Genomic DNA, 17,937 nt, shown 5'->3' with positions numbered 1-17,937 from the left:
TTCCGGCGCGACTCCCAGTCGTGCAAGCTACGTTAGCCCGAGCGCCCGGGGCCTCGGCGTGCAGAGCACCGCTCGGGCCCAGCCCGCTTCCGCCCGCCGCGAACATCCCGGCGGAGCCGCCCCACCCGTTGCCAGAAAGGCCCCCGTGTCGCTGTTCTCCGACGACCCGCGCCCCTCCTCCTCCTCGCGCCGCCCATGGGTCGGACCGGTCGTCCTCCTCTCGGGTGTCGCCGTCGTGGTCGGTCTGGGCGTCGCGCCCGCCCCCTACGTGATCGAGCAGCCCGGCCCCGTGTTCGACACCCTGGGCAGCAGCAAGGACGTGCCCCTCATCTCGATCCCGGACCGCACCACCTATCCCACGGCCGGCACGCTCGACATGCTCACCGTGTCGGTCGTCGGCAACCCGCAGAGCCTGCCCACCTGGGTCGAGGTCGCGAGCGCCTGGTTCGACAGGACCAAGGCGGTCGTCCCGGTCGACGCGATCTTCCCTCCCTCCTCCACGGTCGAGGAGCGCGACGAGGCGAACCAGGCCGAGATGACCGACTCCCAGCAGGAGGCGATCGCCGCCGCGCTCACCGAGCTCGGCTACCCCGTCGAGCAGCGCGTCTCGGTCGTGCAGGTGCCCGAGGGCTCTCCGGCCGAGGGCGTCCTGGAGGCGGGGGACGAGATCCTCGCGGTCGCGGGCACCCCCGTCGCCGACGCGACCGCCCTGCGCGCGACCCTGCAGACCCTCGGCACCGGCTCCCCGGTGCAGGTCAGCATCGAGCGCGAGGGCGCCCGGCAGGAGGTGGAGGTCACGCCGCGCGACTCGAACGGCGCCGCCGTCATCGGCGTCCTCCCCGGAGCGGCCTTCGACTTCCCGTTCGAGGTCGACATCCAGCTGGACGACGTGGGCGGGCCGAGCGCGGGCATGATGTTCGCCCTCGGGATCATCGACAAGCTCACCGAGGGCGAGCTCAACGGCGGGCGGAGCGTCGCCGGGACCGGCACGATCGACGCGGCCGGCGAGGTCGGCGCCATCGGCGGCATCCGCCAGAAGCTCTACGGCGCGAAGGGCGCCGGGGCGGAGTACTTCCTCGCGCCCAGCAGCAACTGCAACGAGGTCGTCGGCCACGTCCCCGACGGGCTCGACGTGCTCGCGGTCTCGACCCTCGACGACGCCCTCGCCGCACTGAAGGGCATCGCCGCGGGCGACACCTCCGGGCTGCCGGACTGCAGCACCGCCGCTCCCCTCGACTGATCCCGCCCGCCGACCCCGGGTCGACGCCCAGGTGAGCCGGACAGCCGTCGCATAGCATGGGTGGCCTCCCCTCACATCTCGACAGCAAGAGGCCCTCACGTGAGTTCCACAGCAACCGAAACCCCGCCGCGGAAGAGACGGAGCGTCCTCGCCGTCACTGTCGTGGTGGTGGCCGTCCTGGTGGTGGCGTTCTTCGTCTTCGCCGGTCTGTACACCGACATCCTCTGGTACGACCAGCTCGGCTTCCTCTCCGTGCTCACGACGCAGTGGGCGGCCGCGGGCGGGCTCTTCGTCATCGGCTTCGTCGCCATGGCCGTGCCGGTGTTCATCAGCCTGATGCTGGCGTACCGCCTCCGGCCGGTCTACGCGAAGCTCAACTCGCAGATCGACCGCTACCAGCAGGTCGTGGAGCCGCTGCGGCGCCTGGCCACCTTCGGGATCCCCGCGGTGCTCGGCCTCTTCGCCGGCGTCTCCTCCGCCACCCGCTGGCAGACGAGCCTCACCTTCTGGAACCGCACGCCCTCGGGCACCACGGATCCGCAGTTCGGCCTCGACACGTCGTTCTACCTCTTCGAGCTGCCCTTCTACCAGAGCATCGTCGGCTTCGCGTCGGCGGTCCTGCTGATCTCGGCGTTCGCGACCCTCGCCACCGGCTACCTCTACGGAGCGATCCGGGTGAACGGCCGCGAGATCCGCATCTCGAAGGCCTCGCGCATCCAGCTGGCGGTCATCGCCGCCCTCTACCTCGCCGTGCAGGCGGTCAGCCTCTGGCTCGACCAGTACGCGACGCTCGCGCAGCAGGGGCCGCGCATCACCGGCGCCACCTACTCCACCGTCAACGCGACCATCCCGGGCCTGCAGATCCTGGCCGGCATCGCGGCGCTGGTCGCGATCCTCTTCGTCGTCACCGCCTTCATCGGCCGCTGGCGCTTCCCGGTCATCGGCACCGCGCTGCTGATCGTGTCGAGCCTGCTCGTCGGCTCCCTCTACCCGTGGATCGTGCAGAAGTTCCAGGTCGAGCCCAACGAGCGCACGCTCGAGCAGCCCTTCATCCAGAACAACATCGACATGACCCGCCAGGCCTACGGCGTCAGCGACGTCGACGTCATCCCCTACGACGCGACCACGGACGCGGAGCCGGGCGCCCTGCGCTCGGACGCCGAGACCACCGCGAACATCCGCATCCTCGACCCCGCCGTCGTCACCGACGCGTTCTCGCAGCTGCAGCAGTTCCGCCAGTACTACAAGTTCGGCGACACGCAGAACGCGCTCGACGTCGACCGCTACTCCATCGACGGATCGACGCAGGACGCCGTGGTCGGCGTCCGCGAGCTGAACCTCAACGGCCTCGGCACCAACCAGACCTGGTACAACCAGACGCTCGTCTACACCCACGGCTACGGCCTGGTCGCCGCGTACGGCAACCAGCGCTCGGCCGACGGCGAGCCGGTGTTCATCGAGTCCGGCGTCCCGACGACGGGCGACCTCGGCGACTACGAGCCGCGGATCTACTTCGGCGAGAACTCCCCGCCGTACTCGATCGTGGGCGGCAACGACTCGCGCGACATCGAGCTCGACTACCCCTCGGGCACCGACGGCGCGCAGCAGACCTACACGACCTTCGACGGCGAGGGCGGCCCCGCTCTCGACAACGTCTTCAAGAAGCTCGTCTACGCGATCAAGTTCCAGTCCGAGCAGATCTTCCTCTCGGACGGTGTGAACGACGACTCGCAGATCCTCTACGACCGCGATCCCGTGCAGCGCGTCCAGAAGGTCGCGCCGTACCTCAAGCTCGACTCCGACGCCTACCCGACCGTCGTCGACGGCCGCGTGAAGTGGGTCGTCGACGGGTACACCACCTCGGCCGACTACCCGTACTCGGAGGTGCAGAGCCTCTCGCAGGCGATCGCCGACACGAACACGCAGCAGCAGTTCCCGACCGACGACGTCAACTACATCCGCAACTCGGTGAAGGCGACCGTCGACGCGTACGACGGCAGCGTCACGCTCTACGCGTGGGACACCGAGGACCCGATCCTGCAGACCTGGCAGAAGATCTTCCCGACCACGGTGAAGCCCGTGAGCGACATGTCGGGTGAGCTGCTCAGCCACGTCCGGTACCCGGAGGACCTCTTCAAGGTCCAGCGCGCGGTCCTCGGCACCTACCACGTCACCGACGCGGGCTCCTTCTACTCCCGCGAGGACGCCTGGGCGACGCCGAACGACCCGACCAGCGGAGCCGCGACCACGGCCGCCGCGACCGGCACCAGCCTGCAGCCTCCGTACTACCTGACGCTGCAGACGCCGGACCAGGACGTGCCGTCGTACTCGCTCTACTCGACGTACATCCCGGCGAGCGTCCAGGGCGCGCAGGCCAGCCGCAACGTGCTGACCGGCTACCTCGTGGCCGACTCCGACGCCGGCTCGACGGCGGGCTCCGTGGCCGACGGCTACGGCACGCTCCGCCTGCTCGAGCTGCCGAAGGACGACACGGTGCCCGGCCCCGGCCAGGTGCAGAACGCGTTCACCACCGACCCGACGGTCGCGAACGAGCTGAACATCCTCTCCCGCGGCGACACCACCGTCACGAGGGGCAACCTGCTCACGCTGCCGGTCGGCGGCGGCCTGCTCTACGTCCAGCCGATCTACGTGCGCTCCAACGGAGACACGAGCTTCCCGCTCCTGCAGAAGGTGCTGGTCGCGTTCGGTGACGACATCGCCTTCGAGGACACCCTCGACGCGGCCCTCGACAGCCTCTTCGGCGGCGACTCGGGAGCCGACGCGGGCGACACCGGCACGCCGACGACTCCGGACGCCGGAACCGGCACCTCGGGCGGCGACACCGGAGGCGACGCGGGCGGCACGACCGGCGGCACCGGCTCCACGCCGACCACGGGCGACCAGACGGCGCTGCAGCAGGCGCTGAACGACGCGCGGGACGCCCTCACGGCTCGTGAGAACGCCCTCAAGGCGGGCGACCTCACCGCCTTCGCGGCGGCGGACGAGCAGCTGACCGAGGCGCTCTCGCGGGCGCTGCAGGCCGAGGGCGGCCAGTAGCCCGCATGGTGCAGGTCGACCGCGGCGAGCATCTCCGCTCGGGGGAGTGGCTCGAGCTGAACCGCACGTACTGGGAGGAGCGCACCGGCGAGGGTGCGCTCCACCCGGAGCTCGTCACCGCGGCGCTCCTCGACCCCGGGCCGAGGATCCTCCAGCTCGGCTCGGGCGGCGGGCTCGACGCGCTCGAGCTCGCCGAGCGCGGCGCCCGCGTGGTGGGCGTCGACTTCTCGATGCCCGCGGTGCGCCGAGCACGCGCCGCCGCCGCGGACAGGGACCTCGCCGGCTCCGCCCGCTTCGTCTGCGCGAACCTCTACGAGCTGCGGCACATGCTGCCGGAGCCCGACTCGTTCGACGTCGTGCTCTGCAGCGCCGGCGTCGTCTCGTGGCTCCCCGACCTGGAGGAGTGGGCGCGGCTGGTGGAGTGGTTCGTCGCCCCCGGCGGCGCGGTGCTCGTCGCCCCGTCGTCATCCGCTCCCGTCGGCGCCGACGTCCGCACCTGGTCGCGCACCTCGTCCGAGCTCGCAGCCGCCCTGACGGCGGTCGGGCTGAGCGTGGACGGGAGCGCCGTGCTGCGCGCCGCCAAGCCCGCCTGAGACCGGAGCCCGCTCCCACCGCCGCGTCGATTTGCACCGGCGCCGGAACGCGTGTAATGTCTCTTCTTGTGCCGCGGGGTGGAGCAGTTCGGTAGCTCGCTGGGCTCATAACCCAGAGGTCGTAGGTTCAAATCCTGCCCCCGCAACAAGAAAGCGAAAGCCGGTCCTGAGAAGGGCCGGCTTTCGTCGTTTACGGGGGTCGCAGACGTGCTGCCCGCGGCTGACGGTGTTCGGGCCGAGACCTAGTCGCCCTCGATCACGCTCAGCACGTTGCCCGCCGGATCGCGGAACCAGCAGATCGTCGGCCCGTGGCCGCGCATCACTCCGTCCGCATCGGTCGGCAGCGACGGGTCGTCGTAGATCGCCGTGGTGACGCCTGCCGCGTGCAGCTCGGCGACCGCCGCGTCGACGTCCTCCACCGAGAAGTTCAGGATCGTGAACGACGCCGGTTCGTGGTCCGGCTTCGGGTACGCGATCGCGCGGCCTCCGCCCGGCAGCCGGATGTCGAGGATCCCCATCGCGTTCAGCTCGACCTCGAGCCCGAGCACTCCGCCGTAGAAGGCCCGCGCCGCCTCCACGTCGTCCACGCTGAAGCCGCTGAAGGCCCTCTCGCTCCGGATCATCGCCGTCCTCCGTCCCGCGGCCGCACCGTCGCGCCCGCTCCGCTCCGGACGCTACTCCGGTCGCCCGTCCGCGTCACCGTCGGATCCGCTCGGCGCCGCCGCCGACTTCGTGCCGGGCTCGCGCGACCCGCATCCGCGGACCGGCCTCCCGACGCTCCGCGCCGGCGCGTGTGCCGGACCGGCCCGCACGTTAGGCTCGACCCCGATGCGAGGGGTGCTGCTGTGAGGGACGAACGCGGGGACGACGGCTCGAACGAGGGGCTCGGCGACCGCCCGACCCGGCGGAGCCCGCGGCAGGCGCCGCACGCGCTGCCCGCAGCACGCGTCACCACTCCGGTCCTCACGCCCGTCCGCCCCGTGCGGCGCCGCCGGGGCCGTGTCTTCCGCGCGACCGTCAGCACGGTCGCCCTCGCCGCTATCGCGGGCCTCGTGGCGGTCTCCGCGCTCCCCGCCTACTCCTTCGACCCGGCACCCGATTCGCAGGCCACCGTCGAGGCCGCCGCCCGCGTGCAGGCGCTCGGCAACCAGAAGCTCACCGTCGCGCCGACCGCGGTCCAGGAGCAGGTCATCCGCGACTCCTTCACCGCACCGACCCAGGCCCAGCTCGACGAGGCGGCCGCCCAGGCGCGCGCGCTCGCCGCTGCCGAGCAGGCCGCCCGCGACGCCGAGACCGCCCGCCTCGCCCAGGAGGCGCAGGCCGCGGCAGGCACGACCGGCGCGGACGGCGCCGCCGCGGGCAGCGGCGGCACCAGCACCTCGGTCACGCCCCGCGAGGAGGGCGACGACTACCCCTGGCGCGACCAGCTCACCGACGACCAGGGCGGCGGCCTCTCGCCGCTGCGGTACTACTACCGCGAGTGCGTCGACTTCGTCGCCTGGCGGATCAACCGCGACCAGGGCTCGACGAGCGCACCCTTCAAGTGGACCTGGGGCAACATGACCCCGGGCGGTGGCAGCGCCTACGCGTGGGCCGGCCAGTGGGCGTCCCACGGCTGGGTGACCAGCAGCACGCCCGTCCCCGGCGCGGTCGCCTGGTTCACCGGCAACCACGTCGCCTACGTGCAGGCCGTCAACTCCGACGGCACGGTCTCGCTCGAGGAGTACAACTGGGGCAACGACCACGCGTACCACAAGCGCACCATCCCGGCCTCCCAGGTCGCCCTCTTCCTCTACCCGCCGAGCTGATGACCGGCGCCGTCGGCATGGCCGTGGCGCAGTTCGCCCCCTCGACGGACCGGGAGGCGAACCTCGCGACGATCGGGCGCCTGGCCCGGATCGCCGCCGAGCGCGGCGCGAGCATGGTGGTGCTGCCGGAGTACAGCTCCGCCTTCAGCGATCCGCTCGGGCCCGAGCTGGTCGCGGCGGGCGAGGCGCTCGACGGCCCGTTCGTCACGGCTCTCGCGGCCCTCGCGCGCGAGCTCCGGATCCATCTCGTGGCGGGCATGGTCGAGGCGGTGGACGGACGCCGCATCGCGAACACGCTCGTCGCGCTCGACCCCGAGGGCGCGCTCGTGGCCCGCTACCGCAAGCTGCACCTGTACGACGCCTTCGGTCAGACCGAGTCGGAGTGGGTCGCCGCGGGGGAGATCGCCGCACCCGAGACCTTCGAGGTCGGCGGCCTCGTCGTCGGGCTGCAGACCTGCTACGACCTGCGCTTCCCCGAGGTCAGCCGCTGGCTGGTCGACGCCGGGGTCGACGTCATCGCGGCACCGGCCGAGTGGGTGCGCGGCCCGCTCAAGGAGGCGCACTGGCGGACGCTGGTCACCGCTCGCGCGCTCGAGAACACGGTGTACCTCGTCGCAGCCGACCAGGCTCCGCCGATCGGGGTCGGCACGAGCATGATCGTCGATCCGATGGGCGTCGAGACCGCCACCCTCGGCGAGGTCGAGGACGTCGCCGTCGCCTGGGTCTCGCGCGAGCGGATCGACGCGGCGCGCGCGAAGAACCCCGCTCTGGCGCTGCGGCGCTTCCGGGTGCTGCCGCTCTGACCGCCGCCACCGGCCCGGCGGCGCGGATCCGGCCGCATCCGGTGCCGCGGGGTCCTCAGCGCGCCATGCCCGCGAGGCCCGCGACCGCGGTCTCCAGCACCTCGAACCGCTTGCAGAAGGCGAAGCGGACGAGCGAGCGGTAGGGAGCGGCGTCCTCGGGGCGGCAGAACGCCGTCACGGGCACCGCCACCACTCCCGCGAGCTCCGGGAGCGCCCGGCAGAGCGCGACCCCGTCGTCGTAGCCGAGCGGTGCCGCGTCCGCGACGACGAAGTAGCCGCCCGAGGAGGGCGCGACGCCGAAGCCCGCAGCAGCCAGGCCCGTCGACAGCAGGTCCTTCTTGGCCGCAAGAGTCTGCGCCGCGCCGGTGAAGAAGGCGTCCGGGAGCCCGAGCCCGAGGGCGACGGCCCCCTGGAACGGCGAGCCGCTGACGTAGGTGAGGAACTGCTTCACGGCGAGGACGGCCGTGATCAGCTCGCGCGGGCCCGTGACCCAGCCGATCTTCCAGCCCGTGGTGCTGAAGGTCTTGCCCGCCGAGGAGACGGAGAGCGTCCGCTCGAAGGCTCCGGGAAGGGAGGCCAGCGGGACGTGCGGGGTGTCGAAGCGCAGGTGCTCGTAGACCTCGTCCGTCAGGATCACGGCGTCGTGCCGCTCGGCGAGCCGCACGATCAGCTCGCGGGTCTCGGCCGGGAGGACGGCACCGGTCGGGTTGTGCGGGTCGTTCACCAGGATGACGCGCGTGCGGTCGCTCACCGCGGCGGTCAGCTCGTCGTGGTCGACCGCGAAGGAGGGGCCGCGCAGGAGCACGGTGCGGTGCACCCCTCCGGCGAGGGCGATCAGGGCTCCGTAGGCGTCGTAGTGGGGCGTGAAGGTGACGACCTCGTCGCCCGGCTCGAGCAGGCCCAGCAGAGCCGCGGCCAGGGCCTCGGTGGCGCCCGTGGTGACGAGGACCTCGCCGTCGGGGTCGAGGGCGATCCCGGAGAAGCGCAGCCGGTGCGCGGCGATCGCCTCGCGCAGGACGGGGAAGCCGGGACCCGGCGGGTACTGGTTGAGCCCGGACGCGATGGCGTCGCGCGCGGCGTCGAGGATCTCGCGCGGGCCGTCCTCGTCCGGGAAGCCCTGGCCGAGGTTCACCGCTCCGGTGCGCAGGGCGAGCGCGCTCATCTCGCTGAAGACGGTGGCGGCGACCTCGCCGCCGGGGCCGAGGAGGCCGGCGCCCGCCGCGGCGCGGGACCAGGATCCGGGAATGCTCACGTGCCCAGTGTGCCCGCTCGAGCAGCCCGGCCGGTTTCATTTCCCGCTCGCAGGCCCGTCATAAGAAACCCCCAGGTACGATCGCCAAGCTATCCCCGCTTGGAAGGAGCAGCACCCATGACCGAGAGTCACGAGGGTCCTCGTCAGCCGGAGGAACCCACCACGCCGACGGAGTCCGGCGCCCGAGAGGCGACCGAGCGCACCCCCGGCGAGAGCTCCGGAGCGTCGTCCTCGACCACCGGGCCCACCGAGCCGATCCACCGGGGCGGAGAGCACCGCGAGAGCGAGAACCCGACCGTCCCCTACCCCTCCTCCTCGGCCCCCCAGCCGCCGTACACGCCGAACGCGACGGCCGGCAACGAGGCGCAGCCCGTCTCCCAGCCCGCCCGCTACGGGCAGTACGCGCCGCCCGCTGCGAACACCCTGCACGGCTCCGAGGAGCCGCCCTCCTCGAGCCCCTTCGGCCCGGGCGCCGAGTACACCCCCGCCCCCACCGCCACGAAGCGCCGAGCCGGAGTGGGCGTCGTCGCGGCGCTCGCCATCGGCGCGGTCGTGGGCGGAGTCGCGGGAGCCGGCGTGTTCGGCCTCTGGTCCGCCTCCAACGGCGGCGGGACCCGCGTGGTCTCCGCCGGCGGCTCGCAGACGATCACGGTCAACAACGCCGAGGACGCGACGACCGCCACCGCGGTCGCCGCCAAGGCCACTCCGAGCGTCGTCACCATCGCGGTGAGCGGCAGCTCGTCCGCCGGCACCGGCTCCGGCATCGTGCTCTCGAAGGACGGCTACGTCCTGACCAACACCCACGTGGTCACCCTCGACGGCGAGATCGCGAACGGCACCGTCTCGGTCACGACCAGCGACGGCCGGATCTTCGACGCGACCGTCGTCGGCACCGACCCGACCCTCGACCTCGCCGTGATCAAGCTGACCGGCGCGTCCGACCTCAGCCCGATGACGTTCGCGGACTCCACCAAGATCAACGTCGGCGACACGGCGGTCGCCATCGGCGCCCCGCTCGGCCTCTCCGGCACCGTGACCGACGGCATCGTCAGCGCGCTCAACCGCAGCATCCAGGTCGCCTCCTCGGCTGCTCCGGACGATTCGGGCGACAGTTCGAGCGGCGGCACCGAGAGCCCGTTCAACTTCGACATCCCTGGCCAGCAGGCGCCGACCCAGGCGAAGAGCACCATCTCGCTGCCCGTCATCCAGACCGACGCGGCGATCAACCCGGGCAACTCCGGCGGCGCGCTGCTCGACAGCGACGGCGAGCTGATCGGCGTGAACGTCGCGATCGCGAGCGCCGGCCAGTCCTCCTCGAGCGGCCAGTCCGGCAACATCGGAGTCGGCTTCGCGATCCCCAGCGCGATCGCGGAGCGCATCGCGAAGGAGATCATCGCGAACGGCTCCGCCTCGCACGGCCTGCTCGGCGCGAGCGTCTCCGACTCGACCGCGGACGTCCTCGGCGCCCGCATCGAGGAGGTCTCCGGAGGCGGTGCCGCGCAGGCGGCCGGTCTCGCCAAGGGCGACATCATCACCGCGATCGACAGCACTCCGATCACGAGCGCGTCCGACCTCACCGCGCAGGTCCGCGCGCAGGCCGCGAACGCCGCGGTCGAGCTGACCTACGTCCGCAACGGCCAGAGCTACCAGGCGAAGGCGACGCTCGGCCAGATGGCCGCCGGCTGACCCCCGCCGCCGCGCACAGCCCCTCGAGGATCCGTCCCCGGGGGGCTGTGCTCCGCCACCGCGCACAGCCCCTCGAGGATCCGTCCCCCGGGGGGCTGTTCCGCGTCCGGGCCGGCCCCGGGGCGGGGCGGTCTCCGCTGGTAGGGTGGTGGATCCCTGCGCCCGCGCTCCTCCCGCACGAACTGGACCCATGCAGCACGAGATCCCGGAAGACGACCTCTCCGACCTGCCCGGCGTCTCCTACGTCATGCCCGTCCTCAACGAGGTCGCCCACGTGCGCGCCGCGGTCGACTCGCTGCTGCACCAGGACTACACCGGCCCCTTCGACGTCGTCCTCGCCGTCGCCCCGAGCATCGACGGCACGGAGCAGCTCGTCGCCGAGCTGAGCGCGGCCGACCCGCGGATCCGCGTCGTGCCGAACGAGGTCGGCTCCACTCCTGCGGGCCTCAACGCCGCGATCCGCGCATCGCGCCACCCGGTCGTCGTCCGGGTCGACGCGCACTCCGTCCTGCCGCCCGAGTACGCGCGCACGGCGGTCGAGGCGCTGCAGCGCTCCGGAGCGGCGAACGTCGGCGGAGTGATGGCGGCGGAGGGCCTCACCCCGTTCCAGCGCGCAGTCGCCCGGGCCTACGGCTCCCGCATCGGGCTGGGCGGCACGCCCCACCACGTGGGAGGCGAGGAGGGCCCGGCCGACACGGTGTACCTCGGCGTCTTCCGCCGCTCCGCCCTCGAGCGCGCCGGCCTGTTCGACGAGCGCTTCAAGCGCGGGCAGGACTGGGAGCTCAACCGGCGGCTGCGCGAGCGCGGCGAGGTCGTCTGGTTCACTCCGCGCCTCACCGTCACCTACCGGCCGCGGCCCTCGATGCGCGCGCTGCTCCGGCAGTTCCTCTCGACGGGGATGTGGCGGGGCGAGCTCACCCGGATGTTCCCGGCCTCGCGGTCGCTGCGCTACTTCGCTCCGCCCGTGCTCGTCGCGATGCTCGCGATCGGGCTGCTCGTCGGGCTGGCGGGAGTCGTCCAGGTGCTCGCCGGAGCCGCGCCCTGGCTCCTGCTCGGGTTCGCGGTGCCCGCCGCCTACCTCCTCCTGGTGGCGGCGGCCACTCTCGTGGTCGCGCGGCCGGACGGCGCGCGTGCGATGCTGTGGTTCGCCGTGGTCATCCCGGCGGTCCACGTGGCCTGGGGGACCGGCTTCGTGCTCGGCTTCGCCGGGCTGACCAGCAACATCTCCGCCCACCGCCACCAGCCGCGGTCCGACTCGCCGAGGGGCGCATGACCACGACGACGAGACCCCGCTCCATCGCCGAGCTGCGCGCCGTCGCGCAGCCCCCGGAGGTGCGCGGGCGCCGCAACGCCGAGCACTGGACGGCGTCCCTCTACCTGCGCCGCTTCTCGCCCTACCTGACCTGGCTGCTGCTGAAGACCTCGATCTCGGCGAACGGCGTCACCGGGCTGATGATCCTGGTCGGCTGGAGCGCGGCGGCAGCCCTCCTGATCCCGGGGATCGCCGGAGCGGCGCTGGCGCTGCTCCTCGGCCAGCTGCAGATGCTGGTGGACTGCTGCGACGGCGAGGTCGCGCGCTGGCGCCGCACGTCCTCGCCGGCGGGCGTGTTCCTCGACAAGGTCGGGCACTACACGACCGAGGCGCTGATCCCGATCGCGCTCGGGCTGCGAGCGGCGGGCGTCCCGTTCGAGGCGCCGGCGGACTTCCTCTGGACCACGATCGGCTTCGCCCTGGCCCTGGTGATCGTCCTCAACAAGGCGCTCAACGACATGGTGCACGTGGCGCGCGCGAACGCCGGTCTCACGAAGCTGGCCGACACGAAGGGCGAGGCGGTGCCGTCCTCGTCCGGGCTGGCGGGGCTTCGCCGCGCGGCCCGCTTCCTGCCCTTCCACCGCCTCTACCACTCCGTCGAGCTGACGATGCTGGCCTTCGCGACCGCCCTCGTGGGCCTCGTCGTCGGAGCGGGCACGGCCGACCGGGTCCTCGTCGGGGCGCTGCTGCCGCTCGCCCTCCTCGCCCTGGTCGGCCACTTCGTCGCGATCATGGCGTCCAAGCGTGTCCGCTCCTGAGCCGCGGGTCGGCGTCGTCGTCCTGACGCAGGGGACCCGGCCCGACGACCTCGCCGCGGGGCTGGCCGGCGTCCTCGCGCAGGAGGGCGTCGAGCTGGACGTCGTCTGCGTCGGCAACGGCTGGGAGCCCGACGGCCTGCCCGAGGGAGTGCGCGCCCTGGCGCTGCCCGAGAACCTCGGCATCCCCGCGGGCCGGAACGCCGGAGTCGACGCCGTCGCGGGGGAGTACCTCTTCTTCCTCGACGACGACGCCCGGATCCCGTCTCCCCGCTTCCTCGTCGACGCGATCGCGCTGCTCGCCTCGAACCGCCGCATCGGCCTGGTGCAGCCCCGCGTCGACAGCACGGACGGCACGCCGAGCCCGCGGCGCTGGATCCCGCGGATCCTCAAGGGCGACCCCCGCCGCTCCGGCCCCGTCTTCTCGGTCTGGGAGGGAGCGGTCGTGCTGCGGCGCGACGTGTTCGCCCGGACGGGCGGCTGGGCGGCTCCGTTCTTCTACGCCCACGAGGGCATCGAGCTGGCCTGGCGGGTCTGGGACACGGGTCGCACCGCCTGGTACGCGGGAGAGCTCGTCGCCCAGCACCCGGTCATCCAGCCGACCCGTCACGCCGACTACTACCGGCTGAACGCGCGCAACCGCGTCTGGCTCGCCCGCCGCAACCTCGCCGCACCTCTGGCGCTCGTCTACGTGGGGTCCTGGACCGCGATCCAGTGCCTCCGCTGGCGTCGCGACCCGGCCGCCCTGCGCGCCTGGTTCGCCGGCTGGCGGGAGGGATGGCGCTCGGATCCGGGCGGCCGGCGCGTCCTCTCGGCCCGCACGGTGCTCCGGATGGCGTTCGCCGGGCGCCCGCCGATCGTCTAGCATCGGGGAATCCGCCCCCGCCGGGGCCCCCGAAAGGACGACGGTGTTCGATTCGACCCAGCTCTCCCCGCCCGAGCGCGCCGAGGCGGAGGCGACCCCTGCCGGACCGGACCTCCTGACGACGGTCCGCGAGCGCCTCGGCGCCGTCGACGACGAGTTCTCCGGCCGCCTCGACGAGCACCTCCCGCGCCTGGTCGATCTGCTCGCCACGGTGTACGCCGGCCGCGACGACCTCGAGGACCAGCTCGTCGCGATCGTCGAGCTCGCCGCCGCCTCCTGGGAGGAGCGGCCCGAGGAGCTCCGCGCGCTCGACCGCGCCCGCGAGCAGCACCCGACCTGGTTCCTCTCGAACAAGGCTCTGGGCGGGGTCTGCTACGTCGACCGCTACGCGGGCGACCTCGAGGGGCTGCGCGCCGAGATCCCGTACTTCCGCGAGATCGGCCTGAACTACCTGCACCTGATGCCGCTCTTCGATGCGCCCGAGGGGGAGTCGGACGGGGGCTACGCGGTCTCGAGCTACCGGCGCGTGCGCCCGGACCTCGGCGACATGGAGCAGCTCCGCGGGCTGGCCTCCGAGCTGCGCGAGCAGGGCATCGCACTCGTGGTCGACTTCGTCTTCAACCACACCTCGAACGAGCACGAGTGGGCGCAGCGCGCGCTGGCCGGCGAGCAGCGCTTCGAGGACTACTACTGGATCTACCCGGACCGGGAGCAGCCCGACGCCTTCGAGCGCACGACGCGCGAGATCTTCCCGGACGACCATCCCGGCTCCTTCGTGCAGCTGGAGGACGGGCGCTGGGTCTGGGCCACGTTCCACCGCTACCAGTGGGACCTCAACTACTCCAACCCCGAGGTGTTCCGGGCGATGGCGGGAGAGATGCTCTTCCTCGCCAACCAGGGGATCGACGCCCTGAGGATGGACGCGGTCGCGTTCATCTGGAAGGAGCTCGGCACCACCTGCGAGTCGCAGCCGCAGGCGCACCTCCTGCTGCGCGCGTTCAACGAGGTCTGCCGCCTGGCCGCTCCGGCGCTGCTGTTCAAGTCCGAGGCGATCGTGCACCCCGACGAGGTGATCGAGTACATCGACGTCGAGGAGTGCCAGCTCTCGTACAACCCGCTGCAGATGGCGCTCACCTGGGAGGCGCTCGCCACGCGCGACGTCCGTCTCCTCTCACAGGCCCTCGAGCGCCGGCACGCCCTCCCCGAGGGCACGGCCTGGGTCAACTACGTGCGCGGGCACGACGACATCGGCTGGACCTTCGCCGACGAGGACGCCGCCGAGCTCGGGATCGACGCGGCCGGTCACCGGCGCTTCCTCAACGACTTCTACACGGACCGGTTCGACGGCACCTTCGCCCGCGGAGTGCCGTTCCAGGAGAATCCGCGCACCGGCGACCGCCGCGTCTCGGGCACCACCGCGTCCCTCGCCGGAGTGGAGGCGGGCGACGCCTACGGGATCGACCGCGTGCTGCTCGCGCACTCGATCGCCCTGAGCACCGGCGGGCTGCCGCTGCTCTACCTCGGCGACGAGGTCGGCCAGCTCAACGACTACGGCTACCTCGACGACCCGACGACGGCCGGCGACTCGCGCTGGGTGAACCGGCCCCGCCGCCCCGCGGAGCGCTACGACGAGCGCGAGGTCCCGGGGACTGCCGCGAGCGAGGTCTTCGGCGGGCTGCTGCACCTCATCGCCGTGCGCAAGGCCGCGCCGATGTTTGCGGGCACCGAGCTGAGCGTCTTCGACCCGGTCAACGACCACGTGCTCGGCTACCAGCGCCCCGGCGACGGGGAGTCGGTGCTCGTGCTCGCGAACGTGTCGGACGAGGTCCAGGAGGTCGCGGCCGAGCGGTTCGGCGGGTTCGCCGCGGAGGCGGTCGACCTGGTCACCGAGATCGCGGTCGACCTGCGCGAGGGCTTCCGTCTCGCTCCGCTGCAGTTCGTCTGGCTGAGGGTGACCCCGGCCTGATCGGACCGCGCGAGGCCCCCGGCGCGGGGGCCGTCGCCGGTACCCTGGGGCGGATGACTCCCGCTCCCCGCGCCCTCCTCGCCCGCCTCCGCACCGACGCGCGACTCGCGCGGAAGGTGGGCGGCGAGCTGCTCGCGGCCCGCCGGGCCCGCCACGCGGTGGCCCGGCTGCTCGCGGAGCGCGGGCCGCTGCCCGAGGGCCGGTTCGAGATCGGCGTCTACTTCGCCGACGGCGACATCAACCTGTACCAGCTGCGGCAGTGGTACCGGCCGCTGGCCGAGCTGGCGGAGACGCACCCGGTCGTGCTGCTCAGCCGCAACGCCGGCGCCGCGGAGGTGCTGCTGCGCGAGAGCCCGGTCCCCGTCGCCTACGTCCGCTCCGTCGCCGACCTCGAGAGCACCATCGCGAGCCAGCCGCTGCGGATCGTGCTCTACGTCAACCAGAACGCCCGCAACTTCCAGATGATGCGCTACGGGCGCCGCTGGCACGTCTTCGTCAATCACGGCGAGAGCGACAAGATGTACATGACGACGAACCAGTTCAAGGCGTACGACTACAGCATGATCGCCGGGGACGCCGCCCTCGCCCGGCTGCGCCGCGTGCTCTGGGATTACGACTTCGACAGGCGCGCCCTCGCCATCGGCCGTCCTCAGGCGGACCACTTCGCCGGCGCCGTGCCGTTCACGCCCGACGAGCGCCGCGTGGTGCTCTACGCGCCGACCTGGGAGGGCGACCGCCCCGCCGCGGGCTACGGCTCGATCCGGAGCCACGGCACGGCCCTCGTGCGCGGGCTCCTGGCCGACCCGCGGTTCCGGCTCGTCTACCGCCCGCATCCCCGCAGCGGCGCGGTCGACTCCGACTACGCCGCGGCCGACCGGGCGATCGTCGCGATGATCGCCGCCGCCAACGCCGCCGATCCGCGAGCCGGTCACGTGCACGACACCGGTGCCGAGCTCGGCTGGCAGCTCGCCGCCGCCGACCTCGCGATCCTCGACGTGTCGGCGATGGTCTACGACCGGCTCGCCACGGGGCGCCCGCTGCTGGTCACCCGGCCCGTCAGCGCCGAGGCGCAGGTCGACGAGAGCGGCTACCTCGGCGACGCGGAGTGGCTGCGCGCCGAGGGCGCCTCCGCGATCATCGCGCGGATCGACAGCGCCGAGCGCGATCCGGAGTCGGTCGAGCGGCTGGAGCGCTGGGTGCACCGCTACTTCGGCGATACGTCGCCCGGAGCGGCCACGCGGCGCTTCCACGAGGCGGTCGAGCACCTGCTCGCGGAGTGGGAGCGGCACGCCGCTCTGCACCGGGGCGACGGCGCGGTCGACGACCACGATCCGGAGGGCTGAGCGGGCGGGAGCACCGCTCGAACCGCCGCGTCAAGGGTCGGCCCGGTCGCCGGGCGGCCTCCCGGCGCCCCGCTACGCTCGTCCCATGATGACCCCGCGCGCCTTCGCCCGCTCCCGCCGGCGCCGGTCGGCACCCGCCCAGCCCGTGGTCGAGCCGGACATCGTGGTCTCCGCCGACCCGGAGAAGCCGGTCTTCACGATCCGCTCCTTCCGCATCGGCCTGTTCGGCGCGCTCGGCGTGCTGGTGGCGCTCGTCCTGGGCGGCCTCGTCGTGCAGCTGGGCACGGTGCTGACCTACATCTTCGTGGCGCTGTTCTTCGCGCTCGGCCTCGATCCGCTGGTCTCCTGGCTCGAGAGCAAGCGCCTGCCGAGGCCGCTCGCGATCACGGCGGTCTTCGCCGCGGTGGTGCTGATCTTCGCCGGCCTGCTGGTCTACATCATCCCGATCCTGGTCGAGCAGCTGACGATGTTCGTCACGAGCGCCCCGCAGATCGTCACCGACATCGCCTCGCAGCAGTGGGTGCTCGACCTCGAGCAGCAGCTGCGCGGCGTGATCGACATCGACGAGCTGATCGAGAGCGTCCAGAGCTTCATCGGCAACCCCAACAACCTGCTCTCGCTCGGCGGCGGACTGATCGCGGTCGGGACCGGGATCGCCAGCGGCGTGACCGGCGCCGTCATCGTGCTGATCCTGACGCTGTACTTCCTCGCGTCGCTGCGCTCGATGAAGGCCGTCGCCTACCGCTTCGCCCCCGCCTCGCACCGCGCGAAGGCGCACGAGGTCGGCGACGAGATCACCGGCGCCGTGGGCCGCTACGTGGTCGGCCAGGTCTCGCTCGCCGGCGTGAACGGCGTGCTCACGTTCATCCTGCTGCTCTCGATCGGCGCCCCGGTGCCGGCGCTGCTGGCCTGCGTCGCGTTCCTCGGCTCCCTGATCCCGCTGGTCGGCACTCTCTCGGGCGCCGTGATCATCTCGCTCGCCTGCCTCCTGGCCTCGCCGCTGACCGCGCTGGTCGCCGCGATCTACTACCTCGTCTACATGCAGGTCGAGGCGTACCTCCTCAGCCCCCGCATCATGAACAAGGCCGTCTCGGTCCCCGGTGCGGTCGTCGTGATCGCGGCGGTCGCGGGCGGCACCATCGCGGGCGTGCTCGGCGCCCTGGTCGCGATCCCGGTCGCGGCCTCGGTGATCATCGTCGTGCAGAAGGTCGTCTTCCCCCGTCAGGACGCCAAGTAGCGGACCGCACCGCGACGGCC

At 72.6% G+C, this 17,937-nt stretch carries 14 protein-coding genes and 1 tRNA gene; 13 read left to right on the top strand and 2 right to left on the bottom strand.

Annotated features, from left to right (window positions below; all coding sequences use genetic code 11):
• The first annotated feature begins 145 nt into the window (after nucleotides 1-145).
• From C5C59_RS02765 to C5C59_RS02750, 4 genes are all read left to right on the top strand, one after another.
• Complete coding sequence (locus C5C59_RS02765) at nucleotides 146-1,240, top strand: PDZ domain-containing protein (protein ID WP_104238181.1); 1,095 nt, start codon at nucleotides 146-148, stop codon at nucleotides 1,238-1,240.
• Between the two features lie 99 nt (nucleotides 1,241-1,339).
• Entirely contained in the window at nucleotides 1,340-4,297 is a 2,958-nt protein-coding gene (locus C5C59_RS02760; RefSeq protein ID WP_181134808.1) for a UPF0182 family protein, read from the top strand.
• Between the two features lie 5 nt (nucleotides 4,298-4,302).
• Nucleotides 4,303-4,890 carry a bifunctional 2-polyprenyl-6-hydroxyphenol methylase/3-demethylubiquinol 3-O-methyltransferase UbiG gene (locus C5C59_RS02755; protein WP_104238180.1) on the top strand — a complete coding sequence of 196 codons (588 nt, stop codon included), beginning with the start codon at nucleotides 4,303-4,305 and terminating at the stop codon, nucleotides 4,888-4,890.
• A 72-nt stretch (nucleotides 4,891-4,962) separates the two neighbouring features.
• A tRNA-Met gene (locus C5C59_RS02750) sits at nucleotides 4,963-5,036 on the top strand.
• Nucleotides 5,037-5,132: 96 nt separating this feature from the next.
• Here the strand turns inward: C5C59_RS02750 and C5C59_RS02745 are convergent.
• Nucleotides 5,133-5,513: a VOC family protein gene (locus C5C59_RS02745; protein ID WP_104226951.1), complete on the bottom strand. Its 381-nt coding sequence runs from the start codon at nucleotides 5,511-5,513 to the stop codon at nucleotides 5,133-5,135.
• Nucleotides 5,514-5,735: 222 nt separating this feature from the next.
• On the opposite strand from C5C59_RS02745, the gene C5C59_RS02740 reads away from it, so the two are divergent.
• Together C5C59_RS02740 and C5C59_RS02735 are read left to right on the top strand one after the other, a co-directional pair.
• The gene (locus tag C5C59_RS02740; protein ID WP_146082816.1) at nucleotides 5,736-6,698 is read left to right on the top strand and encodes a CHAP domain-containing protein; all 963 of its coding nucleotides are present in this window, start codon (nucleotides 5,736-5,738) and stop codon (nucleotides 6,696-6,698) included.
• On the top strand, nucleotides 6,698-7,501 hold the full coding sequence (locus C5C59_RS02735) for a carbon-nitrogen hydrolase family protein (RefSeq protein ID WP_104238178.1): 804 nt from the start codon (nucleotides 6,698-6,700) through the stop codon (nucleotides 7,499-7,501). The genes C5C59_RS02740 and C5C59_RS02735 overlap by 1 nt, the downstream gene beginning before the upstream one ends.
• Before the next feature lie 55 nt (nucleotides 7,502-7,556).
• On the opposite strand, the gene C5C59_RS02730 is transcribed toward C5C59_RS02735, so the two are convergent.
• Nucleotides 7,557-8,753, bottom strand: coding sequence for an aminotransferase class I/II-fold pyridoxal phosphate-dependent enzyme (locus tag C5C59_RS02730; RefSeq protein WP_104238177.1), 1,197 nt, complete (start codon nucleotides 8,751-8,753; stop codon nucleotides 7,557-7,559).
• 117 nt (nucleotides 8,754-8,870) lie between these two features.
• Here C5C59_RS02730 and C5C59_RS02725 point away from each other — a divergent pair, with 117 nt between their 5' ends.
• From C5C59_RS02725 to C5C59_RS02695, 7 genes are all read left to right on the top strand, one after another.
• A complete protein-coding gene (locus C5C59_RS02725) occupies nucleotides 8,871-10,439 on the top strand; it encodes a S1C family serine protease (RefSeq protein ID WP_104238176.1) in 1,569 nt (522 codons plus the stop codon).
• A 190-nt stretch (nucleotides 10,440-10,629) separates the two neighbouring features.
• Complete coding sequence (locus C5C59_RS02720) at nucleotides 10,630-11,712, top strand: glycosyltransferase family 2 protein (RefSeq protein WP_181067779.1); 1,083 nt, start codon at nucleotides 10,630-10,632, stop codon at nucleotides 11,710-11,712.
• Entirely contained in the window at nucleotides 11,709-12,509 is an 801-nt protein-coding gene (locus C5C59_RS02715; protein ID WP_104223579.1) for a CDP-alcohol phosphatidyltransferase family protein, read from the top strand. The genes C5C59_RS02720 and C5C59_RS02715 overlap by 4 nt, the downstream gene beginning before the upstream one ends.
• Nucleotides 12,496-13,371 carry a glycosyltransferase family 2 protein gene (locus C5C59_RS02710; RefSeq protein WP_104226957.1) on the top strand — a complete coding sequence of 292 codons (876 nt, stop codon included), beginning with the start codon at nucleotides 12,496-12,498 and terminating at the stop codon, nucleotides 13,369-13,371. The genes C5C59_RS02715 and C5C59_RS02710 overlap by 14 nt, the downstream gene beginning before the upstream one ends.
• A 115-nt stretch (nucleotides 13,372-13,486) precedes the next feature.
• Nucleotides 13,487-15,337 (top strand): amylosucrase, encoded by a 1,851-nt coding sequence (locus tag C5C59_RS02705; protein ID WP_104238190.1) that lies wholly within the window; start codon nucleotides 13,487-13,489, stop codon nucleotides 15,335-15,337.
• Nucleotides 15,338-15,390: 53 nt separating this feature from the next.
• On the top strand, nucleotides 15,391-16,680 hold the full coding sequence (locus C5C59_RS02700) for a CDP-glycerol glycerophosphotransferase family protein (RefSeq protein WP_258062541.1): 1,290 nt from the start codon (nucleotides 15,391-15,393) through the stop codon (nucleotides 16,678-16,680).
• A gap of 85 nt (nucleotides 16,681-16,765) precedes the next feature.
• Nucleotides 16,766-17,917 (top strand): AI-2E family transporter, encoded by a 1,152-nt coding sequence (locus C5C59_RS02695; RefSeq protein WP_258062540.1) that lies wholly within the window; start codon nucleotides 16,766-16,768, stop codon nucleotides 17,915-17,917.
• Nucleotides 17,918-17,937: the final 20 nt, after the last annotated feature.

The sequence above is a fragment of the Rathayibacter sp. AY1F4 genome (assembly GCF_002931775.1).
Taxonomy (GTDB): domain Bacteria; phylum Actinomycetota; class Actinomycetes; order Actinomycetales; family Microbacteriaceae; genus Rathayibacter.
The sequence above is the reverse complement of the archived record's forward strand: the minus strand, read 5'-3'. Positions and strand labels throughout refer to the sequence as shown.